Raw genomic sequence first — 24,845 nt, 5'->3', positions numbered from 1 at the left:
GCCGGGGACTTTTCAGTCCCGGCGCCTTTTTTTACTTTGCCTGCCGTACAGGGTTCCGTTCTTACAAATTGCGGCTGTTCTCGTCCTGATGAGTGCCGCTGATCTTGTTGCGTGTATTCCATTCCTCCGCCTGAGGCTCGATGTCCTGCTTGCGGTCCACCTTATGCTCCTGCTCGGGAGAATTGTGATCGGGATTTTTCTCGTTGCGCACTTCTTGTCCTTTGGGCTGTTCCATGTCCATTCCCTCCTAAACGTGTGGGTTACCTATACATACCCGTCCTAAAGCCGGGGAAAACAAGAGGCACTTGCGTGGCAGGGCCTTGTACGGTTTATAATAAGAAGGAAGGCGGACCGAAACCGGGTCCGGAACGGAACCATTTACATAGCCGGACTCATCTTGAACACGGGATTCAGAGAGTCATCAGAAGGAGGGGCCTGAGTATGCAAATCAAGATCACGGAAGCGGCATCGGATCTTTTCAGGAAAGACTGGGGATTTGGCGGCGGGGATCATGTGCGCATTTTTGTACGTTACAGCGGCGGGGGCGAGGATGCCTTTTCATTCGGGATCATTAAAGATGCTCCGCATTATCCGGCCGTGACGGCCGAGGCCGGCGGCGTCACCTTTTTTATGGAAGAAAAAGACGTCTGGTATCTGGACGGCAAAGATCTCCACGTAGACGGCATTGCCGAAGAAATTGTTCTAAAACGGCTGTGAAAACGGCTTTGAGTTAAAGACCGGAAGGAGACGGGACCCATGGCCCCTGTAGTTGCTTTTATATACGCGCATCCGGACGACGAATCGTTCGCGAGCGCCTGTCTGATCCGCTCTCTGGCGGATCGGGGAATACGCAGCGTGCTGCTCTGCGCTACGCGCGGAGATGCGGGGAGACCGGGGCCGCTCGGTCCCATGACCCCGGAGCAGTTAGCCGCCGCACGCGAAATCGAGCTGCGGACCGCCTGCGATCTGCTGGGCGTATCGGCCGTGAAGCACCTCGGGCTGCCGGACGGCAAGCTGGCCGGGATGGACAGGCCGGCGCTGGCGGATGCGGTGGCCGAATTCCTGAACGCAACGGAAGCGTCCGTCGTCGTCACATTCCCGGAAGACGGAATCAGCGGCCACCCGGATCACATCGCCGTCCACCATGCGGTAAACGAAGCCGTTCTCGGCGGACGTTGTCCTCACGTTCAGAAATACTATTACAACCTGCCCTTTGCGGGCGTAAAGGCGGATGCGCCTTCCGTGCTCAGGCTCGAAACCGCGCCCTACTGGAAGGTCAAAGCCCAGGCGCTTCTGGCGCACCGGTCCCAGCAGTTTTCCGTGGAGAAGGCGTTCGGCCAAACCGAAACGCTCCCGGAGAGCACAGATTTTCCTTATGAAAACTTCGGGCTCGTCTGGCTGCGCGGCGAGAAGAACCCGGTCCGCAAAGAAGAATCGGTACTGGATGATTTGATTTAGCGAAAAGATACGCCAAAAAGCTCCGTACAAGCTGCTGCATGCAGCCTGTAACGGAGCTTTTGTGTGTAAATCGTGGCCTGCCGGTGTTACGCCTGCTGGAAGGAGAAAAATTTCTGGATCGTTTCGTTGACGGTCCGGCTGAATATCGGCTTGCTGATATAGTCGTCCATGCCGGCCGCAAGGCATTTTTCCCGGTCGCCTTTGAGTGCGTTTGCCGTAACGGCCACGATGATCGGATATTCTTCGGGCCTGAGCGCCTCCTTAATCATCCGCGCCGCATCCAGGCCGTTTATTTCCGGCATGTGCACATCCATAAACACGAGATCGTACCGTTCGGTCAGCGCCGCTTCGACGACCTCGCTGCCGTTGTCCACCACGCGCACGGTATGGCCCTGGTTGGTGAGCATTTTGACAAGCACAAGCTGATTGATCCGGTTGTCTTCCGCTACGAGGATTTTGAGGGAGTGGCCGTAAGCTTTCTCCGCCGCCGTCTTGTCTTTAGGAAACGGCACAGCCTCCCGCGCGGCTTCTTTCAGAACGACGGTGAAAAGGAAATGAGCGCCGGGTTCTTCCGGCTGCTCTACCCAGATATCGCCTCCCATGAGCTGGACCAGCTTCTTGCAGATGGCGAGTCCGAGCCCGGTTCCCTCCGTTTCGCGCGTCATGAAATTATCCAACTGATAGAAAGGCTGGAACAGCTTGTCGGCTTTTTCCTTCGGAATTCCGATTCCCGTATCTTTAACCTGGAACAATAGCTCGACGGTTCCCTGCGAATGAGCCTGCTTTTTGACGGAAACCATGATGTTTCCCGCACTCGTGAATTTCACGGCGTTCCCGATCAGGTTAATGAGCACCTGCTTTAACCGTTTGGCGTCGCCAAGAAGGGTAGACGGCATATTCTGGCTCAAGGCGCAGGTCATCTCGAGATTTTTTTCTATCGCTTTGGGCGTCAGAAGATCGACGGACTCCAGGATGCAAGTGCGGATATCGAACGGTTCCTCGACCAGTTCGGTTACACCCGACTCGATTTTGGAGAAGTCCAGAATATCGTTGATGATGACGAGCAGCGTGTCGCCGCTTTTGCGGATGATATTCAAGTATTCTCTCTGCTCCGAGCTGAGGGAGGTCGTTTCAAGCAGAAGATCCGTCATGCCGATCACCGCATTCATGGGTGTGCGGATTTCATGGCTCATCATGGCAAGAAACTCGCCCTTTGCCTTGTTCGTGGCTTCCGCGCTTTCCTTCTCGATCATCAGCTTTTTCTGTTCCCGGATATCTTTGGCGATAATGTAATACCCGACGTTCGCTTCACTGATGATGATGGGGGCGATCGTTGTCAGCACTTCCACGGTGTTGCCGTACTTATCCGTAATTTTGTCGATGCGTTTCTCGGCGGAATTGTCTTTTAAGGAGGCCTCGAGGATATCCGTAATCTCCTCCGTTCCGAGCAGCTCCGTGAAGCAGGCGCCGATCATTTCGTGAACCGCATAACCCGTCATTTCCTGGGCCATCAGATTGGTGTTCAGGATTTTTCCTTCCAGATCCAGCGAAAAAACGGCGTCGTGGTTGTATTTTTTCAGCGACGTATAGCGTTCGACCGTTTCCTGAAGCTTGCGTTCAACCAGCTTGCGGTCCGTAATATCTTGGATCGTGCCGTTGATTTTAAGGGGAATTCCCTGGTCCGAGTACGTAACAAGGCCGCGGATATGCAGGTATTTGTCTGCGCCGGCTTCCTTCCGGCTCCGGTACTCGAAACTGAGCTCCTTGTCCACCAAGGCTTTATCCAGCTCTTCTTTAAAAGCAGGGTGGAGATCTTCGCTGACCAGGCTCAGGATGCCGTGAACAGCGGTGCTTTCCGGATCAATTCCCGACACCAGGAAGAACTGGTCCGAGAAAAGAATCTCGTTGCTTGAAATGTCCCATTCCCAGCTTCCCATCAGGGCGATGCGTTGGGCTTCCGCTATGAATTGTTCGTTCTTTTTGCGGTCCGAAATTTCTTGGCCGATTTTCAGAGAAAGTTCCTCGCCGTTGTCGCCGATTATTGTCTTCACGGTCAAGTCGAACCAGATGTGGTGGCCGTCTTTGTGAAGCAATTTGACTTGCCGCGCACATTCTTCATTTACGGCGGAAACGGACTGCTGCGTTTGTAAACTGGGGGGGAAGGAGTAAAGCACATCCTCGGTGATCCCGATGAGCTCGTCCGGAGAATACCCCAGTATCCGCCGGATGGAAGGCGCGCAGTCCAAAATCGTCCCGTCCGGAGCCGTATGGTAGAAGAGATCCCGGGAATGCTCGGACATCAGCCGGTACTGCTGCTTGATTCTGTTCCAGGTCTGTACGTCATCTTGGACAGGCGAGAGCTCGGACGCCTGCAGGACATAACACTCGGTTGTTTCGGACGAATTCCCGATCAGACGGCTTATTGTAAGCAGGACGGGGATTTCGCGCTTGGATTTATGAAATAAGCGAACTTTTTGTACGTCACTGTCCGTTGCGGGCGCTTCCGGCCATTCATCCTTCCAGTCGTCCGGATGCACAAGGTCTTTTAAAGCAATGCGGGCGAGTTCCTCCGGAGAATAGCCGCAAAGGCGGCACCAAGGTTCGTTTACCTGCATCCAAACTCCGTTCCGGGAATACAAGGCAAGGCCGTCTGTCGTATAGGCAAATAAGTGGTCCACCAGGGACTGAGGATTAATTTGCAGGCTGGTCATGTAAGTCACCATCTCCTTGAGACTGAATATTGAAGATTCAAAATTAATCCATTGGGGTTATATACCCGAATTTTAACGAATGAAACAGACAAATTTCAACAAAAAAAGATGAACAGCATTCCGGCTGTTCATCTTCGCATAGTTAACCGGTCAGGAAGGCTGGCCGGTCTTTTCTTTGGCGGGTACGACCCGGGCGTTCCCCATGAGGAACACAATGATCACGGCCAGAACGATCGGAATCAGGGCGACCATGAAAGTAAAGGCGATCGACTCGGACAGGGCGTGAATAATTTTGTTTAAAATATCCGGCGGAATCAAAGCGCGTTTGTCCGCCTGGAAAATCTGCTGCGGATTGCTCATATCGATTCCGGCCATCCCGCCGCCGTTCATTCCCTGGAAGGCGGTTTTGATTTTGTCGGTGAAGACGTTCGCTTGAATGCTTCCGAAAATCGTAATGCCGATCGTCATCCCGAACGATCTCAGAAACGAGTTCGTGGATGTCGCCGTGCCGCGGTACCGCGGTTCCAGGTTGAAGGTGGAAGCGGTAGGCAGCAGGGAGAAGGAGAAACCGACGCCGAAACCGGCAATGATCATAAACACGGTCAGGAGAGCTCTGCTCGTCTCGGGCGTCAGTCCCCCGAGCAGGTACATGCCGGCGAGGAACGAGAAGACGGAAATAATCATCAGGTTCCGGAAGCTCGTTTTCGTCTGGAAAATTCCTCCCATCGCGCTGCCCGCCACGCTGCCCAGCATCATCGGCGTCAGGATCAGGCCCGCGTTCGTTGCGGAACCGCCGAAGACGGCCTGCACATAAATGGGGATATACACCGTCAGAATAATGAAGGTGGCCCCGTAAAGCAGCGCAAGAAGCTGAGAGGTCGCGAACAGGCGGCGTTTGAACAGCCAGAACGAGATGATCGGGTCTTTCGCTTTCCGTTCGATGATGAAGAACAGAATGAAGAATACGGCAAAGCTTGCAAACAGGCTTACGATGGGAACCGAATCCCAGGCGTATTTCTTGCCGCCGAGCTCCAGGGCGAACATGAGACTGACGACCGCGACGACGAGCGTGATTGCCCCCCACCAGTCGATGCGCTGTTCGACATGCTGAGGAGATTCCTTGTATGCGCGCATAATAAGGTACAGGGATACCAGACCGATCGGCAGGTTGACGTAGAACACCCAGTGCCAGCTTATGTATTCCGTGATATAAGCCCCGAGCAGGGGACCGAGCACACTCGCCGAGCCGAACACCGCACCCAGCAGACCGGTCATTTTACCCCGCTTCTCGGGCGGGAAAATATCGAAGACGATCGTGAACGCGATCGGCAGCAGCGCGCCGCCTCCGATTCCCTGGATCGCCCGGTAGATGCTGAGCTGGACGATGCTCTGGGCAATTCCGCACAGGGCGGAGCCCAGCAGGAAGACGATCAGGCCGAAGATGAAAAAGCGTTTGCGGCCGTACATATCGGACAGCTTGCCGAAGATCGGCATTCCGGCCATCGTCGTCACCATGTAAGCGGACGTGACCCAGACGAATTTGTCAAAGCCGCCCAAATCGGAAACGATGGTGCCCATGGCGGTAGCGACAATCGTGTTGTCCATGGCCGACATCAGGATAGCCAGCAGCAGCCCGGCTACGACCTGGTTAAGATTGTTGTCTTTCTGAATCAAGGGGAAATCCTCCTCTGAATAAGTTGCGATTTCAAGTTTAGCGATCCTTCTCCGGCGTCTGGAAGTCATCTCCTTTGCAAAAAAAGGTTTATTCGTTAAAATAAATAAACAATCCCGTCAACCCCATTATCTTGATTGTCAAGATAATTTCTAGTTTATGAGGAGGAATTTTACTTGTCAAGCGTTTTGCCCGAATCAGAAGAGAAAGTGCTGGAGCTGATCGGTCATATGCGTAAAATGTCTACGCGAATCGTTCTTTTTCAGCAAAATGCGGCACATTCCCTAGGGGTCATACATACCGATTTGAAAACGGCGGACATCCTGAACGAAAAAGGACCGATCACGGCCGGTGAACTTGCCAAGCTGACCGGATTGACTACGGGAACCGTCACGGCTCTGATCGACCGGCTGGAGCAAGCGGGATTCGTGCGCAGGGAAAAAGACCCTCACGACGGCCGCCGCGTCATCATCGTTCCGGTCAGAGAGAAGCAAAAGGCTATCGGGGCGCTATATAAGCCGCTGGGAAATATGACCCGGGAAGTTTGCGAGGCTTATACGCCGGAGCAGCTGGATCTCATCAATGCGTTCCTCTCGCGAATGGTCGGCGTATTCGAACAGGCGAATAGCGGCGTGAGCGGGCCGAAGCCGGACGACCGGTGCTGTAAGAACGACCGGTCCGAGAGACATGATTACGAATAGGCCGGTATCGGAAACGGAGAGGCGTTCGGACGGCGACAGCTTTTTCCAGGGCGTCGAAGACCGATAGCTGCGGCACGTGCCGGTTGCGGTTATGGCTGCGCAGCCGGCCCGAGGGCTTCTCTTGACAGACGGCCGGGTGTCCGCGGCGGATCATGCGTACAAGCTGCCGGCCATCCTGCCCGCCATCCTGCCCGCTCCGGCCGTTGCGGTTTATACGCGCAGCCTGTTCGGAACTGTGATCGCGGGGATGCTGTCACTGGCCGCACACCGATTTTATTCTAAGGCACACCAAAAAAAGACATCAAGTCCCGCCTAATCGGCTGGTCCGGATGTCTTTTTGTTTGCTGAATCCGCTTTCGCGAATACGTAGGGGGCAGCAGCCCGCCCGAACGATCCGCATGCGGGCTATTAGCAGGGGGCGAGGTCCGCTACGATATCGGCCAGGGTAACGCCGGCAAGCTCCCGCTCCATAGCGAGCTGAGCCCGGTTGAACCGGGTTTCGAGCGTGCTCTGGATGTTCTTGCCGACCGGGCAGTCCGGATTCGTATTCTCGTGCATCGCGAACAGTTCGTCCTGCATGTCCGCCTGAACCGCCCGGTAAATATCGAGCAGAGTGATTTCGGCAGGAGTCCGGCCCAGAGCGGCTCCGGCGACTCCGGGGCTCGTCCGGGTCAAGCCCGCTTTATTCAGCATGCCGGTAATCCGGCGGATGACGACCGGATTCGTATTGACGCTTCCGGCTATATACTCGGACGTGTTGCGTCCTTCTTTATTCAGCTCCAGCAGCGATAAAATGTGAACGGCTACGGCAAAGCGGCTGCTGATGGTCATGGGTCTCACCTCCGTCAAACAGATGCGGACGATAATCATTTACGCGCATATGTGAACATCTAAATAGTATAGGTACGCGTATTCCCGCTGTCAATCCTCGTGTGTCATTCGGGCTGAAGCCAGGCGGAAGACCATTGTTCCACTCCGCGGATGATCGGCTCCAGGGCAAGTCCTTTCTCCGTGAGCGAGTACTCGATTCTTACCGGCGTCTCGGGATACACATTCCGCCGGATAACGCCTTCCTGCTCAAGCTCTTTCAATCTTTCGGACAAGATTTTCCCGCTTAAAGGCAGATTCGATTCTATCGTACAAAAACGCTGCGGTCCCGATAAAAGCTGATACACGATGAGGCCGGCCCAGCGTTTGCTGATGAGCTGCATTCCTTTTTCAAAGCGGGGACATAAGTTAGATTCCTTCACTAGGCATCCCTCCTTCCCCCAGTATACGCTCATTTAGCTAATAAAAATATAGTAACAGTAAATAAATAAATTGCTTGACATTATAAAGTTACAATTATACACTAGGTTACGAAAAGTAACTTAATAAACTTTAAAGGAGGCTCGCACCATGATTCCTTCGTTGTTTTTAGCCCACGGTTCACCTGCGCTGGCTATTCAAGATACGGAGTATACGGCTTTTTTACGGAAACTGGGACAGCAGTGGAAACCGAAAGCGATCGTTATTTTTACGGCTCACTGGGAGAGCGAGGTTCTGACTTTGACTTCGACCGACGAGACGTACGAGACGATTTACGATTTTTACGGTTTTCCCGACGAACTCTATAGGATTGCCTATCCGGCCAAAGGGTCCGTGAAGCTGGCATCGCGGCTGGAAGGGCTTTTCCGGGAACGGGGGATCGAAGTCGCTGCCGACTCCGGAAGGGGACTCGACCACGGTTCGTGGACGCTGCTCTACAAAATGTTTCCCGAAGCGGACATCCCCGTGATCCAGCTCTCCGTCAATCCCTATCTTCCGCCGGATAAACAGACCGCTATCGGTGAAGCTCTGCGCGGGCTGGGGGAAGAGGATATCCTGGTCATCGGCAGCGGAGTAACGGTCCACAATCTGCGGATGGTCAACTGGGGACAGGAGGAACCGGAACCGTGGGCCGTCGAATTCGACGACTGGCTTATCCGGCACACGCTGGAGCGGGATACGGACACCCTGTTCCGCTATGAAACGCTGGCTCCCCACAGCCGTATGGCCGTGCCTAGAGCGGAGCATTTCGTCCCGTTGTTCCTTGCGCTCGGAAGCGGAAGCGTAGAACGGACGCCTCGGGTGATTTATCGCGGTTACGAATTCGGAACTTTGAGTTACTTGTGCTTGCAGTTTTGATTCTGATTTCCGGGCGGAGTCCATATGAATAAACCGAAAACCAATTAGAACCATTAATGGGAGGATGTTGATGATGAACGGAAAAACAGAAATCGGTCTGCTGATCGTCAGACTGGTATTAGGGGTAACGTTTCTGGTCCACGGGCTGGACAAATTTCAAAGCGGGCTGGGGAACATCGCCGGCTGGTTCGAGAGCATAGGCCTTCCCGGATTTCTTGCGTATGTAACGGCTATTATCGAAACCGTAGGGGGTGCCGCAATCATTCTCGGCCTCGGAACCCGGATCGCTGCCGCGCTGTTCGGCGTGCTGATGATCGGAGCGATGTTCAGCGTCAAGTTTTCCGCCGGGTTTACCGGCAACGGCCAATCCGCGGGCTTCGAGCTGGATCTGGCGCTTCTCGCTCTCTCCGTGCTGCTCGCATTGACCGGCAGCCGCTATCTGGCGGTAGACAGTCTGCTTCCGGGCTCCAGGCAGACGGAGAGCTGATGCGAAGCGGCGGTGAACCGTTACCGCCGCGAAGCTGAGCGCAGCTCGAACCGGGCCGGCCAGAGGCTGGCTGCAAAAACGAGTCCAGGCCAATGGACCGGTCCGACTAAAGGGGGCTTACCGGGCTTTCCAAGCCCGATCCGAATCCACTCAGCATCCATGCGATGCTGAGTTTTTTTTGCGTGCGGAAGCGGTCCTTACCGGGGAACGATCGGGTACAAGTATCCCTTGGAAGCAAAAGAGACGCGCCCTGTTTCCTCCGAAACGACCAGGACAATGGCGTCGCTCAGCTCCGTGATGCCGATGGCCGCCCGGTGCCGCGTGCCGAGTTTAGGATCCGCCTGGACGATATGGGAGAGGGGCAGAATGTTTTTGGCGGAGACGATCTCGTTGAACTTGATCAGGACGGCCCCGTCGTGAAGCGGCGTTCCGGGATAAAACAGCGATTCCAGCAGGGACTGCGTAACCGACGCCCCGATGGCGACTCCAGGCTGGATCAGCCCGTCAAGCGAGTCGTTGCGCTGAACGACGATCAAGGCGCCGTGACGCCGCTTGGACAAGTTTTGTACACTGACGGACAGTTCCGTATATTTATCGGTAAAAGGGGAGAGGTAGCAGTTCAAGTAAAAGGTGGACGCCCGGGACTCGATATTCAGGAAATTTTCTTTGATGCCTTCAATTTCGCTCAGCATGCAGTGATTTTCTTCGTCCAAAGTTTGAATACTGCGATGAAGACGGAGAATCAGCTTCTCCAGATCGTCTTTCAAATTCTGTTTCATCGGTGAAAAATCGCAATCGGCATAAGGGATCGCCAAAGGGTACACATCCTTTTCGCACAACGATAGTTGGTTTCATTGTTTGCAGACTTGCGCAATATTACACGGAAGCCCCCAGCTAAGTCCTGCCACCCGCATTCCCGTAAACGGGAATGACGCAAAAAAAGCTCTGCCGGCCCGAGCCGGCAAAGCTTTTATGATCACGGTCAGAAGCCTTGATATTGCGGTTCTTCGTTTTCCAGCTGCTGAACGCGGCCTTGTACCTGGGTGACGACTTCCTGGGTGGTTTTGGCGGCATTTTCGAACAGCGATTTCGCTTCCTGATTTTGAGTGCTCAGGGCAAACCCTTCCAGGCTCGCTTGCGCGCTTTTCAGGGAAGCCAGACAAGTTTTCACTTGGGAGCCGACTGTCATCGTATACACCTCCTTTTCCGTAAAATCTTTTGATAGGACAAAAAGTAATCTAACCGGACAGCCCCGGTTTCATTCACGCGCAGGTCTGGAAATCGACCGGCCGAGATGGCCCGGCGGAAGAATAAAACGCCCCGGAAAAGGACAACTTTTTTAGGAACCGGAAAAGATAAAACTTAAGGAGATACGACAGAAGGAGGGACCGGATTATGCCGGATTGGATCGTGGTTGTTTTACGGACCTTGATGGTCATCGTGATCGTACTGGCCGCAGCCAAGCTGCTCGGAAAGAGGCAGAACAGCCGGTTGTCGTTCTTTGAAGTGACAACGGGGGTCGCCGCAGCCGTCCTGGCCGTCTATATAACGCTGAGCCGCACCGCCGATTGGTATTTGGGAATTATAGCTCTGTTCGTGTGGATTCTGGCCGCCGTCGGAATCGGGTTTCTCCAGATGAAAAGCAAAGCGGCCCGGGATTTCATCGATAACCGGGAAACGATTCTCATCAAAAAAGGAAAGATTATGGAAGAAAACCTGAAGAAGGAACGGCTGACTACGGACGATCTGCTGCAAAGCCTGCGCAGGAAAAACGTGTTCCAGGCGGCCGACGTCGAATTTGCGGTGATGGAAGCAAGCGGGGAGATCAACGTGCTTCTGAAAAAGGAAAACCAGCCTCTGACCCCGAAGCACCTCGGCATTAAAGTCGGCCCGGCGGAAGAGCCGCAGGCCGTGATTATGGACGGCAAGGCGCTCGACGAGCCTCTGGCCGCCATCGGTCTCAACCGGGGCTGGCTCCAGACGCAGCTGGAAACGATGGACGCGACCATCGACAACGTTTTTCTGGGTCAGGTGGACTCCTACGGGGAGCTTTACGTCGATTTGTTCGACGACAAGCTGCAGGTTCCCCAGCCTCAGAAAAAAGCGGTCTTGCTCGCCCTGCTCAAGAAATGCGAGGCGGACATCGAGATGTTCGGCCTTTCCACAAACGATCCGGAAGCCAAACGGATGTTTGAGGAATGCTCCAGGTCCATGGAGGAGATGATTTCCGAAATCAAGCCGCTTTTGTCCCGCTAGCAAGGGAGGAACGAAGGCGAGAAGTGTCCGGGCACCCGCGGGGATTGAGCTTCCCTGTACGGGTGTTTTTTTATTTTGGGAAACAAGTTTGATTTTTACGGCAGGAAGCGTGTACATTTAGAGGAGGAAAACGCAGCACTTACATAACGGTTTGTTTCACGCATTTATAAGGAGGAGGAATGTGTAATGTCCGGTCAAGGAGAACGTTTGCTGGTCTTTGTCGGTTCTTATGCGGAACCGGAAGGCCCGGGTGTGTATGTGATGGAATTAAATGAAGAAACGGGTGCGCTTACGAAGCTGGATGAGGTATCCGGCCTTAAAAACCCCACGTTTCTGAACTTGGATGTCCAGGGACGCAAGCTTTACGCCATTTCCGAGGGAACGACAAGCGAGGGCGCCCGGACCGGGTCCGCTTACGCGTATACCGTTGATCCCGGGCAGGGGAGCTTGACCGAAATGAACCATGCTGTCACCGTGGACGCGCCGACCTGCCATATCCAGAGGGATGCGAGCGGACGCTACCTCGTCGTGGCGAGCTATCACGGCGGCCTTGTCGGGCTCGTCGAGCTGCGTGCGGACGGCACGATCGGCAGACTGCTCGACGTGAAGCAGCATGAAGGCCACGGGCCGAATCCCGAGCGCCAGGAGCAGCCTCATCCGCACTCGGCTTTCTTCAGCCGGGACAACCGGTTCGTGTTCGTACCGGATCTGGGGCTGGACCGCATCGTATCCTACGCCCTGGATACGGAGAACAACGTGCTGAAGCCGCATGGCGAAACCGCCGTGCCTCCTGAAGCGGGCCCGCGCCATATGGCGTTCCATCCCGGCGGCAAGCTGGCGTTCGTCATCAACGAGATGGACTCCACGATAACGTCTCTTCGCTACGACGAAGAGACGGGGGTGCTTGAGCCGATCGAAACGGTGACGACGCTGCCCGAAGGGTTCACGGGCGAGAGCTACTGCGCCGAGATCCTGGTGTCGGAAGACGGCGCATACGTGTACGGCTCCAACCGCGGCCACGACAGCATCGTCGTCTTCGCGGCGGATCAGGCAAGCGGGAAACTCACGCTTGTGGAACATGTATCCGCGGAAGGCAAGCATCCGCGCAACTTCGCCTTGACGCCGGGCGGCGCGTTCCTGATCGCGGCAAACCGCGACACGGACAACATCGCGACGTTCCGTGTAGACCGCTCCAGCGGCAGGCTGCAGTATACCGGGCAGTCGGCCGCGGTGTCGAAGCCGGTCTGCGTGCGGCCGGCTTATCTGTAAGAGGCGCCGTTACCGGCCCGGGAAGAAAAGGAAAAGCGGAACGTCTGCATGCGGACGTTCCGCTTTTTTCTGTGGGATTCCCGGAAGGGTGTTGACAGCTTGTAACTTTATAAGTTACAGTAAACGTTGTTCTTTTTACGGGAGCTTTCGTTTATAGTAGGAATCGGACAAAGCAATCCAAATTTACAAGATAGGGTTGAATCGGATGAGTAACCACAGTCTCGCCGCAGCGGAAGGAGCAGGCCGTTCGCGGAAACTTACGCTTGCCGTCATTCTCGGTTCTCTGTCGGCTTTCGGACCGCTGTCGCTGGATATGTATCTGCCGGCGCTTCCCAGGCTGGCGGACGATCTGCATACGACGGCTTCGCTGGCTCAGCTGAGCCTGACCTCTTGTCTGCTTGGCCTCGCCATCGGGCAGGTGTTTGCAGGCTCCATCAGCGATATCAAAGGCCGCCGGGGGCCGCTTATGATCGGCCTCGCCATTTATACGGCCGCATCTCTGCTCTGCTCTATCGTGCCTTCCATTTGGGGGCTTATCGTGCTCCGCTTCATACAGGGGATGGCCGGATCTGCGGGGATCGTGCTGTCACGAGCGGTTGTGCGGGATATGTACAGCGGACCGGAATTGACGCGGTTCTTCTCGCTCCTCATGCTCATTAACGGAGTGGCGCCGATCCTTGCGCCCATAGCGGGCGGGCAGCTGCTCCAGTTCACCTCCTGGCAGGGCGTGTTTATCGTGCTGGCTTTGATCGGCGTGGTCATGCTGCTCGCATCCTGGAAGGGCCTTCCCGAAACGCTGCCCCCGGGCAGGCGGACGAAGGGCGGCGTCAAGCAGACGGTCGCCACGTTCAAAACGCTGCTGCGCGACCGCATGTTCATGGGCTACGCGCTGTCGCAGGGCCTGGTGGCCGCGGCTATGTTCGCTTATATTTCGGGATCCCCGTTCGTGATCCAGAATATATTCGGCGCTTCGCCCCAGATGTTCAGCCTCTTCTTTGCCATCAACGGCTTGGGCATTATTCTGGCGGGTCAGATTGCCGGACGCCTGGCCGGAAGGGTGAGCGAGACAAAGCTGCTGATCAGCGGCCTGATCATTGCCGGTCTCGGAGGCGTCACGCTCCTTGCGATGATTCTTGCCGGAGCCGGACTTACGGCCATCCTGATCCCGCTGTTCTTTGTGGTGTCGAGCGTCGGGATCGTGAACACGGCGGGATTTTCCCTGGCGATGCAAAACTACGGGCATTCCGCAGGCAGCGCTTCGGCTTTGCTCGGCCTGCTGTCGTTTATTTTCGGCGGGCTTGTCGCCCCGCTGGTGGGGATCGCGGGGAGCGGCACGGCCGTTCCGATGGGAATCGTTATCGCGGCGGCGGACGTTGGCGCTATCCTCTGTTATTATTTCATGGTCAAGCGTCATGCCGCACGCGGCGGACAGCGGGCCGAATCGGCGGCGGACATACACTGACGATATACAAAAGGTTGAATACTCCTTGCTTCAAACAGTTGAAGCGGGAGATTCAGCCTTTTTTTGTGCCTAAATCAAATCTTTTTGCACCCGCTAAAAAAAAGATGCTTTTTTATTCGAAATAGGTTACACTATAAAAGTAGGCAACTTACAAAAAAGAGGTGGCTAAGAAATCATGGATTTCAATACTGCTGTAAAAAACAGACGCTCGATCTACGCGATCAGCAAAGACGCCGTCGTCTCGGACGAAAAAATTGTAGAACTGGTAAACGAAGCTGTTCAACATACGCCTTCTTCTTTTAACTCCCAAAGCGCGAGACTGGTCGTTCTGCTGAACGAACAGCACGACAAGTTCTGGGATCTTACAACGGAGATTCTGCGCGGCATCGTCGGTGACGGCGAGAAGTTCGAAGCAACCGCCCAGAAAATGACTCTCTTCAAAAACGGCTACGGAACGGTGCTGTTCTTCGAAGATCAAGCGGTCGTGGAAGGGCTGCAGCAGCAATTTGCGGCCTATGCCGATAACTTCCCGATCTGGTCCCACCATTCTTCCGGCATGCTTCAATTCGTCGTGTGGACGAGTCTGGAAGCCGAAGGTTTCGGAGCTACCCTGCAGCACTACAACCCGCTCGTCGACGAAGCGGTGCGCACCGAATGGAACGTGCCCGCCACTTGGAAACTCGTAGCTCAAATGCCTTTCGGCAAGCCTGCCGCAGAAGCCGGCGAAAAACAATTCCAGCCGCTTGAAGACCGCGTGAAAGTGTTTAAATAAGCCTTTCGGCTTCGCCTTAAAGACCTTCTCTTCCCGGAGAAGGTCTTTTTTGTCTGCCTGCCGGGTTCTATTGACTTCTTGGGGGAATTATCTCGCGTGTACAAGGGCATTTGAGCTATATTGGAAGCAGATGGGACATACACACTTACCGCCGGGGGAAAACCGGCATATTCTGTTCTATCCTACATGACGTTGAAGAGGTGAGGAGAATGGCTGTATCCCAGCATCCGATCATGGGCACTTCACTAGCTTCGCTTGATGTCATCACAGCATTCATTCGCAAGGTCAATCCGTCCTTCAACCCGGAAATAGCCAGGCAATTTCTAACCGTGGGAGCCAAATACGGCGTCCGCGGCGATGCCGCCGTCGCCCAGTCCATTCATGAGACGAATTGGTTCAGGTTCGGGGGAGACGTCAAACCCGAGCAGAACAACTTTGCCGGTATCGGAGCGACGGGGGGAGTTCCCGGCAACAGCTTCCCGACGATCAAGGACGGCGTAACGGCGCAAATTCAGCATCTTTTCGCCTATGCGTCCAAAAACTCGCTTCCGGCAGGAGAAGCGGTCGTCGATCCCCGGTTCACGCTCGTCACGCGCGGCATCGCGCCGAACTGGGAGGATCTTGCGGGCCGTTGGGCCGTTCCCGGCTATGACCGGAACAAATACGCCAGCCTGCAGGCCGCTTTGGAAGCGGGGGAAACCTACGGGCACTCCATCCTGAAGCTGTACGACGGCATGACGGCGGCGGATCAGGTTCCGGTGCCGACCGTTAAACCGCTTATCGTGATCGACGCCGGTCACGGCGGCACGGATTCCGGCGCTACGGGCAGCGGCCTGCTGGAGAAGGACTTGACGCTTGCACTGGCGCTCCAGGTCCGGGATCGGCTCGTTAACGAGTATGCGGCTAATGTCAAACTGACACGGAGTACGGACGTTTTCGTCGCCCTGTCCGATCGTGCAAACTTGGCTAACGGCTGGGGAGCGGCTTATTTCGTCTCTATCCATATCAACGCCGGCGGCGGGGAAGGATTCGAATCGTATGTTTATCCGGGCACTTCTAGCGGAGTGACGGGACAGAAGCGCACCATTGTGCACGATACGGTTGTGCATTATTTAAACACGCTGGGAGCCGCCGACCGGGGCAAGAAGGAAGCGGATTTCGCGGTATTGCGGGAAACCGATATGTCTGCGGTGCTGCTTGAAAATCTGTTTATTGATAACGCTACCGACGGCAGTCTGCTTGGAAATTCAGATGTGCTTACAAATCTGGCGAACGCCATAGGAGACGGGGTGGCCAAAGCGATGGGACTGAATCCGGGAATTCAGCCTGAAATACCGGTCTGGAAAACAGAAGGCGTGGATTGGCTTTACGAGAAAGGACTTCTGACCGATCCGGCGTGGAAAGACAAACTTGACGAGCCGCTTCCTTTGTGGGCGGAGGCCGTTGTTCTGAAGCGTTTGTACGATCTTCTCAGCGGAGACGGGACGCAATAACGCAGTGTGAATAGAGGCGGCGAACAGGCCGGTCCGGTGAAAGGGCACGGCCTTTTTTATTGTGCGGAAGCAGCAAAGGGGCCTCTCCGGCCCGGGCCATCTGTCGGCAATTAAGTGGAAGGTTCCCGGACGGGCTGCCGTTTTTTGAAGCGGGACCGGAGCGCGTCGACCAGCAAATATACGACGGGAATCAGCTCCGCCAGCAGCATCATGGGCACCTCGGCCGTACCGGCGAACCGGTCCAGGGTCTCGGAGGAATTCACCATCCAGAGGCAGAGGAAAACGACCGTAACGCCGAATGGCAGGGTGAGCGGCCGAGTATCTTTCATTTTCAGCGTCTGCGTGACGGCGATCACCGAGATATACAGGAAGAGGCTGATTTTGACGAGCAGCGTAAACAACCACATGAGGATGAGGATCGGGTCCATGTTCTGGATAAAATTGCCGAGCTGAATGTACCGCGTCATTTCCAGGTTGGCGTAGGTCAGATTGGCTGCCAGGGAAGGCCCGAAAAGGAGCACCATCGGAATCAGATTCCCCAATGTCAGCACTGCGGCGGTGACGATAGCCCATACCAGCGCCTTCATCGTCCGGCCTGTTTCCTTAAACTTGGGGAAAAACAGCGCGATAAACGTCATTTCTCCGAAAAGGCCCGTAATCATAGCCGTTGCGCTAAAAATGCCGCGTCCGTCAAAGTTGGTGACCAGTGAAACGACCGAATAGGGGACGATATCTTGGCAGGAAGCAACGGCGATAAGTACAACCAGAGCCAGTGCCACGAAAAAAACACCTTGGCCTGAACGGAAAATGTTCGTGACACCCGAGTGGACAAGCCTCGTCGTGCATAGGCCGAGCAGGCCGGCCACGGCCCAGAGGGGAGTGCCCGGGAGGTAAATTTCGACGATAAAATCGGTCAATTGCCTCAGCACAAGCGCGGCCGTAAACAAATAAACGAACGCCATAAACAGGACCAACAAATAATGCAGAGGCCGTCCGATAATTTCCCGGCCATACTCCGCCATGTAGCGTCCGGGTCTGCGGCAGCCTAATTTGTAAGCCAGGTAAGTGAGAACTCCTCCCAGGAGACTGCCGGCAATAACGGGAATCCAGACCGAGTATCCCGCATTCTGGATAAGAGGCGCCGCGAGAAAGCTGACCAGCGTAGAGAGAAGATACTGGGTGAACAGCATATAAGTCTGCAAAGGCGTTATTTTGTCCATGATAGCCTCCTTCAGCGGGTTTAAGACGTCACATGCAAGGAACCGAATATGATTTCGAGCCATTCGACCAACGTTTCTCCGTTCTTCGAATGATGGAGAAGCAGCACGCAGGCGCAAAGGCCGCCGGTTACGCTTAAAGAAACGGAGAAGGTCCGTTTCTTTTTTCCGCAGCGCACCAGGTATCTCCATTGAATGAGCATGACAATCGCGTACGTCACCAGGACCGTAATCATTTCGAAACCTCCTTGTCTTTTTGCGGATCTCCGGTGAACGTTTTCTTGACTACTCCGATCCGCCGGATGATGGCGTCGGACGTGCACTGGATCTTGACTTTTTTGCTGAATAGTTCATTCCACTCTTTATTGATCCGGTTCCATTCCTTCGGATATCTCCATTCCAGATAGCGGTTCAGTTGAAACGCGTCGGTTCCCATTTGCCGAGTCAGCTGGATCGAGTGCTCGACATCCTCCTTGATTTTGTTTTCCACACTTTTCTCCATTTCTTTGAGCTGCTTGTGATCCTTTAAATTAATGTTGGAGTAAGAAGCGACGATATCCAGATCCGTTTTGACATGAATGTTGTAAGTAAGGGCATCTCCCGTCAGCTCGGGCCGGATTCGGGTCGAATTCCGTTCGACGAGCAGGCTGACGACTTTGCCGTCCGTCGGGGAAGGCACCGTAATCTCCCGTGTTTCGGGCTTGCCCTGTATCCACAAAGCTCCTGCGGCGTTTTTGCCCGGCAGTGAGCCGACCATCTTGTCCCCTTTGAATACAGCCGCTCCGTCGGGACCCATCCAATATTCCTCTTTGGATTCGTTCATAATGCCCATTTTACCGAAAACCAGGCGAGTAGCCAGAAAATCTCCCCCCATGTAATGGGCTTTCAAGATATCTTTGAAATTGATGGTCGTCGCTATTTTACGTCTGCCGTAGGCATAGAAAATGTCGGACGGGAAACGTTCCATGGTCAGAGGGAGCTGGATAACTTTATCGACGCTACCGTGCGTCACGAACAAGTTCGCATTAATGTGCACTCTCGGTTCCCGGGCTATCAGATCCAGCAGCGATCCGATACCTTCCTCGGCGTACCGATTTCCGATAATGACGACGCGAGTCTGTCCGAATGTAATTTTCCGCGAGAGATCGTTCTGGATTTTACGGAAGGCGTCGCTCAGATTCGAATCGATCTTGGAAAAGTACGTAAACGGCTCACGCCCCGATTGGGAGGAACCTCCCACTTCACCGGGAATCAACCGGTTCGCCAAGGGCATGCCCAGCACAAGCTCGTATCCGTCATCGGTTTTGTCGACCATCACCATCCTCACGAATGCCCGGTCGTTCAACTCAACCGAGGACCAGCATCCCGCAAGGAGAAGGAGGGAGAGAAGGATTCCCGCTAATCTTGCCGTTATTCGCATGCTCTTCAATCTCCTTCCTCGGCGGGATTTGCCCACTTGCGGCCGTTCGGCTTCTGCCTGTGAAGATTGCGGGAGGACGTAAACTTGGGCCGCGTGATCATGGTCCACCACGGAGCTCTCACGAAAATGTCTTTCATATCCTTCGGAACCATCGGCACGACCGGAGACAGGTAGGGGATGCCGAACGACTTCAGCTCCGTGAGATGGATATAGATGAGGATCATGGCGCAGGCAATGCCCACCAGCCCGAATCCGCCCGCCAGGATCATGATGGGGAAGCGCAGCAGCCGGAACGAGAGCCCGAGATCGTAGTGCGGGATAATAAAAGAGGCGATGCCCGTCAGCGAGACGATAATGACCATCGCCGCCGAGGCGATGCCCGCCTGCACGGCTGCCGTCCCGATAATGAGCGCGCCGATGATGGAGACGGCCTGCCCGACCGATTTCGGGATACGCGTAGCCGCTTCCCTAAGAGCTTCGAAGAAAACTTCCATGATCAGCGCCTCGACAAACGCCGAGAAAGGGACGACCTCTCTGGATGAAGCGATCGTAATCAGCATTCTTTCCGGGATCGTTTCCGGATGAAACGTCGTAACGGCGATATAAAAGGACGGCAGCAGTAAAGAAACGAACAGGAACACGTAACGGATCCAGCGGATCCAGGATCCCGCCCAGAACCGCTGGTAATAATCTTCGGGGGACTGCATCATCATGAACAAGGTTGTGGGCGCCATAATGACAATGGGCGTACCTTCCACAATAACGGCGATTCTGCCTTCGAGAAGGGCGGCGGCGACGACATCGGGGCGTTCCGTATATTGCAGCTGCGGAAAAGGAGAGTACGGATTGTCTTCGATAAATTCCTCCAGATAGCTGGAGCCCATAACCGAATCGATCTCGATATCGGCCAGCCGCCGGGCTGCTTCATCGACCAGCGCCGGACTGCAGACGTCTTCCATGTAGACCGTAATGACCCGTGTGCGGGTCTTCGTGCCGATGATTTGTTCCACGCATTTGAAATTGTGCGTTCGGAGCCGTTTTCGGAGCATGGACAAGTTGTCCTGGATGCTCTCGACAAACGCCTCCCGAGGTCCGCGGATAACGGTTTCACTGTTCGGTTCGTCGATTTGCCTTTTGATGTAGGAGCTTAGCCCGAACGACATCATGCGGGACTCCTGGTCGAGCAGAAGCACAGCGCTGCCTTCCAAAATATCCTGAAGCGCATCTTTCATCGTCAGGAGTGTTTTCTGCCGGTCGGCAGGAAGCATTTTGCAGTCGAAGAGGTTCCCTGCGAGAGATTCTTCTCCTTGTACGAACCGATCGCCTAGAATCACTTTCAGTACACTCTGCTGCAGATCATTCCGGTCCACGGCCCCTTCGATGTAGACAAGGAGGCAGGGCGTATTTTTCCCTGCCGTAAAGGTGTGATAAACGACATCGGAACAATGGGCGAGCAGCGTTTTCAGCCAACCCGTTCTTTCCGCCAGCGAAGCGCCGCCCGGTTCTTCTGCGGCGCCGGCTGCTTTTGCGGAACCGGCGTTCGAAGTACCCGGAGACGGCTGCTGCCGCGGCTGCCGTTTGGGAGGACGGTTTGCAATTTTGGGAAAACCGCGAAGAAAGAATGCCATGGCGTATCCTCTGCCTTTACTCGTGAAGTCTTCTTAGTTTGTCTTCAAGCATTTTCTTTATTCTGGATGAGAAGGAATGAGAAGGAGCAGGGAGCAGCTAGGGAGGGGGGGGAATCGGATAAAGGGGAAGTCCGCTGGTTATTGCGACCAGACAGCCATCAGAAGGCGGTTTACAACCGCTGAGGACAGGAAGAGGACACCAAGGCGCGTATGACCCGCCGCAAACAGAGAGGCCGTTCCCATACCGAAGATAGCCGCTTCCATAAGCAGGTGCCACGGCTGAGGAAGGGAATAACTTGCTTTAGGAGACATGAACAGCCCCCAAACGACAGCGGTCAATAGCGGTGCCCCGGCACCCAGCAGCGTCTTCATCATCCAGCCGTCTCCTTTCGTCATTCCCCAATAGCCGACCGCGACGAGAAGGCAGCATTCCAGCACAAAACGAACTCCCAGGTTAACAGCTAAAACGGCAGCCATACAAACACTCCTTCACAAAAACTAATCTTATTAGTTTTATAATAACTAAGGACGTTAGTTTTGTAAATAGAAAGGAATTTACTTCGTCGGAACTCCAACTTTTTATTGCACTCTGTGATCGAAACTGATAAAATCTTCCGGCTGTCTTAAAAAAACGGAAATAACCGCCTAAAGTGGGGGGGAACAGGAGAACGGAATGAAATTATTACTGATCGGACCCGGCGGTTCGGGAAAATCCACTTTCGCCCGGGAACTCGGCGAGAAGCTGGAGCTGCCTCTTTATCATCTGGACGCGTACTATTGGAAACCCGGATGGGTGCCGACCCCGAATGAAGAATGGGACGAATTCATCGGCAAGCTGATCCGGCAGCCCGCTTGGATTATGGACGGAAATTACGGAAGGACGCTGGATAGGCGTCTGAAGGCTGCGGATGTCGTCATTTTTTTCGATCTGCCTTCCTGGCTGGTCGTCTACCGGGTGTTTAAACGCCGGATTATGTATCACAACCGGACGCGGCCGGATCTTAATGAAGGCTGTCCGGAACAGCTTGATTGGGATTTCGTCAAATGGGTGTGGAACTTCCGGAGGCACAAAAGACCGCAGCTCCTGGAACAGCTGGAGAACTGCGGAGACCATGTCCGTGTCTTCATCGTGAAGAACGGAAAGGACAAGCAAAACATTCTGGAAGAGCTGCTTTCCTTTCGTTCTTTGGTCTGACTCCCCTTATTTTTCGCGGGGAATTTCGGACTCTACGGCCGTTTTCGTGCGGATTTTGTTTGAGTTTTTTCTGTTTGAGGTACTTAAGGTATATCTACCGAAGGAAGGTGAGTCCCATGACGGAACCGAAAAAACCGAGCCATGAATTGGAACGCCAGACTCAGCAAAAGGGCAACCGCGACCATCCGGAGCAGTATCCGACCGGGAATGAAAGCTTGTTCGATCTTCACGAAAGCGAAAAACACGTCGATCCGATTCCCATGGAAGATTTAAATATGGAGCAGAAAGAAGAAAAGGACAAAAGCGCCACGAAGTCCGATTCTTCCAGCCCGGACAAGTATCATTCGGGCTTCTAAAGACGGATTCCGGATGATTCCGGCAATCCGGACCTTACAAGAAAGCCGGTGTCCACTTAACGAAGCGGACACCGGCTTTTTCAGCGCCTGAGACCGGTTGAGGTGGGAACCTGAGGGAACGTGCGGGAAATCCAATGAATCATCTCATCACGGGCGTTCCAGATTCTGCCGAAGTCCCCACCCTTCCCCCCGTCCGCTTCGCACCGCGCCCAGTTTCCTGGCGCATGTGGTTAGGCGCAGGCATGAAGGTGATCAACCGCATCGGCCGGGGGAGCGTTGTCGGCCAATCAAGCGGATGTTACGCCATCCGGTTTTGCCTCGCGCAAGCCGTTTGGCGCATAGGGTCTGTCAGCTCCGGTCCATGAGCTGCATCAGCTTCATTTCCGTCGACGATTCCTGCGCGGGAGTATAAATGCTGCAGCGTAAATCCGTGCTCCCGTGCACCTGCAGGGACGTCAGATCGAACAGCATTTTCCCCGCTTTGGCATGCCGGAACTCGATCAGAACTTCCGGTGCGGAGCTCACCTTGCTTTGTTCCCACAGCCGGTTGAATTCTGGATAGGTGAGCTTCATTTCGGCCAGGAACCCGTTGTACCACTCGTCTTCGAAATACTGGCCGTAATAGGCGCGGAAAATAGCCAGAAAGCCGCTGACGAAATCTTCCCAGTTTACCGCAAGCCGGCGGAATTCCTTACGCGCAAACAGGAGGGAAATCATGTTGCGCTGTTCGGGCGGAATCTTCTCGAAATCGAGGAAAACGCGCGTGGCCGCCTCGTTCCAGCCGACAATCGTACACCTGCGGTCGGAGATGATGGTCGGGCAGTTTTTCAGCTCCTGCAAAATTTTCTGCAGGGAGGGGGAAATTTGCGGCAGCTCCTCCTGGAGCAGGCGAATGCCCGAGCTGGCTTCCAGAGCCAGAGAAGTGAGGTACTTCCGCTCATCTACCGTCAGTTGCAGCGCGGAAGCGATATTTTCCAGCACGGAGGCCGACACTTTAATATCCCGTCCCTGCTCCAGCCACGTATACCAGGTCGTGCTGACCCCCGCGAGCTGGGCGACTTCTTCTCTGCGAAGCCCCGGAGTTCTTCGCCTGGTCCCGGCGGGGAGCCCCATGTTTTGCGGGAGCAGCTTGGCCCGCTGGCTTTTCAGAAAAGCCGACAGAGCCTCCAGCCTTTCTTCCTTGTTCATTCGCTCATCTCCTCGAATCCTTATCGTAGTAGTAATTATACTAGAATAAACTACAACTTGTAATAGGATACATCCGGTGACAAGATGAGGATATGGACAGCTTATATAGAGGAGGATGTACGATGGAACGAGTCGTGATAACAGGGATGGGCATTATTTCACCGCTGGGCAACGGGGTGGCCCCGTTTTGGGAACGTCTGGTGCAGGGGCAATCGGGGATCTCCCGGATCGATACCTTCGATACGACCCGCTACAAATCGAAAATTGCCGGACTTGTGCGAGATTTTGACGGAGAAGCGATATTCGGACGCAAGGAAGCGAGAAAAATGGACCGCTTCTGCCAGTTCGCTCTGGCCGCCGCCGATCAGGCCCTGCTGGATGCGGAGCTGAATCTGGACATGACGGACCGGGAGCGCGTCGGGGTGTACGTCGGCTCCGGCATCGGCGGAATCGGCACCCTGCTGGAGCAGAACCGGGTGCTGCTGGAGCGCGGGCCGGAGAGGGTTAGCCCCACGCTTGTGCCGATGATGATCTCGAACATGGCGGCGGCCATGATCTCGATCCGGCATCAGGCGCTCGGACCGACGATGTCGCCGGTTACGGCCTGCTCCATCGGCAACACCGCCATCGGCGAAGCGTTCCGAACGATCCGCACAGGAGAAGCGGATGTCATTATCGCCGGGGGCTCGGAAGCGGCCGTCAGCGAAATTTCGCTGTCGAGCTTCGGCAACGCCACAGCGGTCTCCACGCGCAACGAGGAACCCGCGAAAGCGAGCCGCCCGTTCGATGCGGGAAGAGACGGCTTTGTGATGGCCGAAGGAGCCGGCATCCTGATTCTGGAGTCGCTGAGCCATGCGCAGCGCCGGAACGCCCGCATCTACGCCGAAGTGACCGGATACGGCGCAAGCTCGGACGCCTACCACATGGTGGCGACTCATCCCGAGGGGAGAGGGGCGCAGCAGGCCATGAAATCGGCCCTGGCGAGCGCGGGAATTACTCCTGGCGAGGTGGACGTCATCAGCGCGCACGCGACGAGTACGGGGGTAGGGGACAAGTCCGAGACGAGCGCGATCAAAAATCTCTTCGGAGAAGACGCTTACCGCATACCCGTCACGGCCAACAAATCGATGACCGGCCACATGCTCGGAGCCGCGGGCGGGGCGGAAGCGATCGCGCTCGTCAAAACTTTGCAGGAAGGCATCATTCCTCCGACGATTAATCTGGAGCAAAGGGACCCGGACTGCGATCTGGATTATGTTCCCGGCACGGCGAGAAAAGCGGAGCTCGAAATCGGTCTCTCGAACTCGTTCGGTTTCGGCGGGCACAATGCGGTCATCGTGCTGCGCAAGTACAGGGAGTAGCCATACCGGGGCCATGGTCGTGTGCTGCCTCTG

Annotated in this window: 27 protein-coding genes; 14 read left to right on the top strand and 13 right to left on the bottom strand. The window is 55.0% G+C overall.

Features of this window, described 5'->3' with window-relative positions; genetic code table 11:
- Positions 1–61: 61 nt before the first annotated feature.
- A complete protein-coding gene (locus tag HMPREF1207_RS29620; RefSeq protein WP_009672764.1) occupies positions 62–235 on the bottom strand; it encodes a hypothetical protein in 174 nt (57 codons plus the stop codon).
- A gap of 206 nt (positions 236–441) precedes the next feature.
- Between HMPREF1207_RS29620 and HMPREF1207_RS02640 the strand changes: the two genes are divergently transcribed.
- Positions 442–717 carry a HesB/YadR/YfhF family protein gene (locus HMPREF1207_RS02640; protein ID WP_009672746.1) on the top strand — a complete coding sequence of 92 codons (276 nt, stop codon included), beginning with the start codon at positions 442–444 and terminating at the stop codon, positions 715–717.
- A gap of 39 nt (positions 718–756) precedes the next feature.
- Positions 757–1,458: a PIG-L deacetylase family protein gene (locus tag HMPREF1207_RS02635; protein WP_009672886.1), complete on the top strand. Its 702-nt coding sequence runs from the start codon at positions 757–759 to the stop codon at positions 1,456–1,458.
- A gap of 86 nt (positions 1,459–1,544) precedes the next feature.
- On the opposite strand, the gene HMPREF1207_RS02630 is transcribed toward HMPREF1207_RS02635, so the two are convergent.
- Together HMPREF1207_RS02630 and HMPREF1207_RS02625 are read right to left on the bottom strand one after the other, a co-directional pair.
- Entirely contained in the window at positions 1,545–4,169 is a 2,625-nt protein-coding gene (locus tag HMPREF1207_RS02630) for a PAS domain S-box protein (protein WP_009672762.1), read from the bottom strand.
- A gap of 150 nt (positions 4,170–4,319) precedes the next feature.
- Positions 4,320–5,843, bottom strand: coding sequence for an MDR family MFS transporter (locus HMPREF1207_RS02625; RefSeq protein WP_009672869.1), 1,524 nt, complete (start codon positions 5,841–5,843; stop codon positions 4,320–4,322).
- A gap of 228 nt (positions 5,844–6,071) precedes the next feature.
- Here HMPREF1207_RS02625 and HMPREF1207_RS02620 point away from each other — a divergent pair, with 228 nt between their 5' ends.
- Both HMPREF1207_RS02620 and HMPREF1207_RS02615 read left to right on the top strand, forming a co-directional pair.
- The gene (locus HMPREF1207_RS02620) at positions 6,072–6,542 is read left to right on the top strand and encodes a MarR family transcriptional regulator (protein ID WP_231392053.1); all 471 of its coding nucleotides are present in this window, start codon (positions 6,072–6,074) and stop codon (positions 6,540–6,542) included.
- A gap of 76 nt (positions 6,543–6,618) precedes the next feature.
- Complete coding sequence (locus HMPREF1207_RS02615) at positions 6,619–6,858, top strand: AzlD domain-containing protein (RefSeq protein ID WP_009672697.1); 240 nt, start codon at positions 6,619–6,621, stop codon at positions 6,856–6,858.
- Between the two features lie 92 nt (positions 6,859–6,950).
- Here HMPREF1207_RS02615 and HMPREF1207_RS02610 read toward each other — a convergent pair whose 3' ends face one another.
- Both HMPREF1207_RS02610 and HMPREF1207_RS02605 read right to left on the bottom strand, forming a co-directional pair.
- Positions 6,951–7,373 (bottom strand): Rrf2 family transcriptional regulator, encoded by a 423-nt coding sequence (locus HMPREF1207_RS02610; protein WP_009672853.1) that lies wholly within the window; start codon positions 7,371–7,373, stop codon positions 6,951–6,953.
- 104 nt (positions 7,374–7,477) lie between these two features.
- Positions 7,478–7,792 carry a winged helix-turn-helix transcriptional regulator gene (locus HMPREF1207_RS02605; protein ID WP_009672690.1) on the bottom strand — a complete coding sequence of 105 codons (315 nt, stop codon included), beginning with the start codon at positions 7,790–7,792 and terminating at the stop codon, positions 7,478–7,480.
- A 148-nt stretch (positions 7,793–7,940) separates the two neighbouring features.
- On the opposite strand from HMPREF1207_RS02605, the gene HMPREF1207_RS02600 reads away from it, so the two are divergent.
- Together HMPREF1207_RS02600 and HMPREF1207_RS02595 are read left to right on the top strand one after the other, a co-directional pair.
- Complete coding sequence (locus HMPREF1207_RS02600; RefSeq protein ID WP_009672899.1) at positions 7,941–8,708, top strand: DODA-type extradiol aromatic ring-opening family dioxygenase; 768 nt, start codon at positions 7,941–7,943, stop codon at positions 8,706–8,708.
- 73 nt (positions 8,709–8,781) lie between these two features.
- Positions 8,782–9,195, top strand: a complete 414-nt coding sequence (locus tag HMPREF1207_RS02595; protein WP_170318620.1) for a DoxX family protein — start codon at positions 8,782–8,784, stop codon at positions 9,193–9,195.
- A gap of 197 nt (positions 9,196–9,392) precedes the next feature.
- Here HMPREF1207_RS02595 and cdaS read toward each other — a convergent pair whose 3' ends face one another.
- Positions 9,393–10,010, bottom strand: a complete 618-nt coding sequence (cdaS, locus tag HMPREF1207_RS02590) for a sporulation-specific diadenylate cyclase CdaS (protein WP_009672689.1) — start codon at positions 10,008–10,010, stop codon at positions 9,393–9,395.
- Between the two features lie 167 nt (positions 10,011–10,177).
- Complete coding sequence (locus HMPREF1207_RS02585) at positions 10,178–10,384, bottom strand: DUF1657 domain-containing protein (protein WP_009672906.1); 207 nt, start codon at positions 10,382–10,384, stop codon at positions 10,178–10,180.
- Positions 10,385–10,590: 206 nt separating this feature from the next.
- On the opposite strand from HMPREF1207_RS02585, the gene HMPREF1207_RS02580 reads away from it, so the two are divergent.
- The 5 genes from HMPREF1207_RS02580 (at position 10,591) to HMPREF1207_RS02560 (ending at position 16,447) form a co-directional block, all read left to right on the top strand.
- Positions 10,591–11,451: a DUF421 domain-containing protein gene (locus tag HMPREF1207_RS02580; protein WP_009672915.1), complete on the top strand. Its 861-nt coding sequence runs from the start codon at positions 10,591–10,593 to the stop codon at positions 11,449–11,451.
- 186 nt (positions 11,452–11,637) lie between these two features.
- On the top strand, positions 11,638–12,720 hold the full coding sequence (locus tag HMPREF1207_RS02575) for a lactonase family protein (protein ID WP_009672842.1): 1,083 nt from the start codon (positions 11,638–11,640) through the stop codon (positions 12,718–12,720).
- 205 nt (positions 12,721–12,925) lie between these two features.
- Positions 12,926–14,182, top strand: a complete 1,257-nt coding sequence (locus tag HMPREF1207_RS02570) for a multidrug effflux MFS transporter (protein WP_009672679.1) — start codon at positions 12,926–12,928, stop codon at positions 14,180–14,182.
- A 175-nt stretch (positions 14,183–14,357) separates the two neighbouring features.
- A complete protein-coding gene (locus HMPREF1207_RS02565) occupies positions 14,358–14,954 on the top strand; it encodes a nitroreductase family protein (protein WP_009672786.1) in 597 nt (198 codons plus the stop codon).
- A 209-nt stretch (positions 14,955–15,163) separates the two neighbouring features.
- Positions 15,164–16,447, top strand: coding sequence for an N-acetylmuramoyl-L-alanine amidase (locus HMPREF1207_RS02560; protein ID WP_009672913.1), 1,284 nt, complete (start codon positions 15,164–15,166; stop codon positions 16,445–16,447).
- Positions 16,448–16,557: 110 nt separating this feature from the next.
- Here HMPREF1207_RS02560 and HMPREF1207_RS02555 read toward each other — a convergent pair whose 3' ends face one another.
- The 5 genes from HMPREF1207_RS02555 to HMPREF1207_RS02535 form a co-directional block, all read right to left on the bottom strand.
- A complete protein-coding gene (locus HMPREF1207_RS02555) occupies positions 16,558–17,667 on the bottom strand; it encodes a GerAB/ArcD/ProY family transporter (RefSeq protein WP_009672743.1) in 1,110 nt (369 codons plus the stop codon).
- 20 nt (positions 17,668–17,687) lie between these two features.
- Entirely contained in the window at positions 17,688–17,900 is a 213-nt protein-coding gene (locus HMPREF1207_RS02550) for a hypothetical protein (protein ID WP_009672901.1), read from the bottom strand.
- Positions 17,897–19,084, bottom strand: coding sequence for a Ger(x)C family spore germination protein (locus HMPREF1207_RS02545; RefSeq protein ID WP_016423430.1), 1,188 nt, complete (start codon positions 19,082–19,084; stop codon positions 17,897–17,899). The genes HMPREF1207_RS02550 and HMPREF1207_RS02545 overlap by 4 nt, the downstream gene beginning before the upstream one ends.
- 5 nt (positions 19,085–19,089) lie before the next feature.
- Positions 19,090–20,712 (bottom strand): spore germination protein, encoded by a 1,623-nt coding sequence (locus HMPREF1207_RS02540; protein WP_009672897.1) that lies wholly within the window; start codon positions 20,710–20,712, stop codon positions 19,090–19,092.
- A 138-nt stretch (positions 20,713–20,850) separates the two neighbouring features.
- A complete protein-coding gene (locus tag HMPREF1207_RS02535; RefSeq protein WP_009672777.1) occupies positions 20,851–21,189 on the bottom strand; it encodes a YrdB family protein in 339 nt (112 codons plus the stop codon).
- A 196-nt stretch (positions 21,190–21,385) separates the two neighbouring features.
- Between HMPREF1207_RS02535 and HMPREF1207_RS02530 the strand changes: the two genes are divergently transcribed.
- Both HMPREF1207_RS02530 and HMPREF1207_RS02525 read left to right on the top strand, forming a co-directional pair.
- Positions 21,386–21,907 (top strand): DNA topology modulation protein, encoded by a 522-nt coding sequence (locus HMPREF1207_RS02530; protein WP_009672885.1) that lies wholly within the window; start codon positions 21,386–21,388, stop codon positions 21,905–21,907.
- A gap of 116 nt (positions 21,908–22,023) precedes the next feature.
- Positions 22,024–22,263, top strand: coding sequence for a hypothetical protein (locus HMPREF1207_RS02525; protein ID WP_009672755.1), 240 nt, complete (start codon positions 22,024–22,026; stop codon positions 22,261–22,263).
- 348 nt (positions 22,264–22,611) lie between these two features.
- Here HMPREF1207_RS02525 and HMPREF1207_RS02520 read toward each other — a convergent pair whose 3' ends face one another.
- Entirely contained in the window at positions 22,612–23,451 is an 840-nt protein-coding gene (locus HMPREF1207_RS02520; RefSeq protein WP_009672908.1) for a helix-turn-helix transcriptional regulator, read from the bottom strand.
- A gap of 122 nt (positions 23,452–23,573) precedes the next feature.
- Here HMPREF1207_RS02520 and fabF point away from each other — a divergent pair, with 122 nt between their 5' ends.
- A complete protein-coding gene (gene fabF / locus HMPREF1207_RS02515; protein WP_009672900.1) occupies positions 23,574–24,812 on the top strand; it encodes a beta-ketoacyl-ACP synthase II in 1,239 nt (412 codons plus the stop codon).
- The last annotated feature ends 33 nt before the right edge of the window (positions 24,813–24,845 follow it).

It is taken from the genome of Paenibacillus sp. HGH0039 (genome assembly GCF_000411255.1).
In the GTDB taxonomy this organism is placed as follows: domain Bacteria; phylum Bacillota; class Bacilli; order Paenibacillales; family NBRC-103111; genus Paenibacillus_F.
Note: the sequence above shows the minus strand (reverse complement) of the source record. Positions and strands in the feature narration are given on the sequence as shown.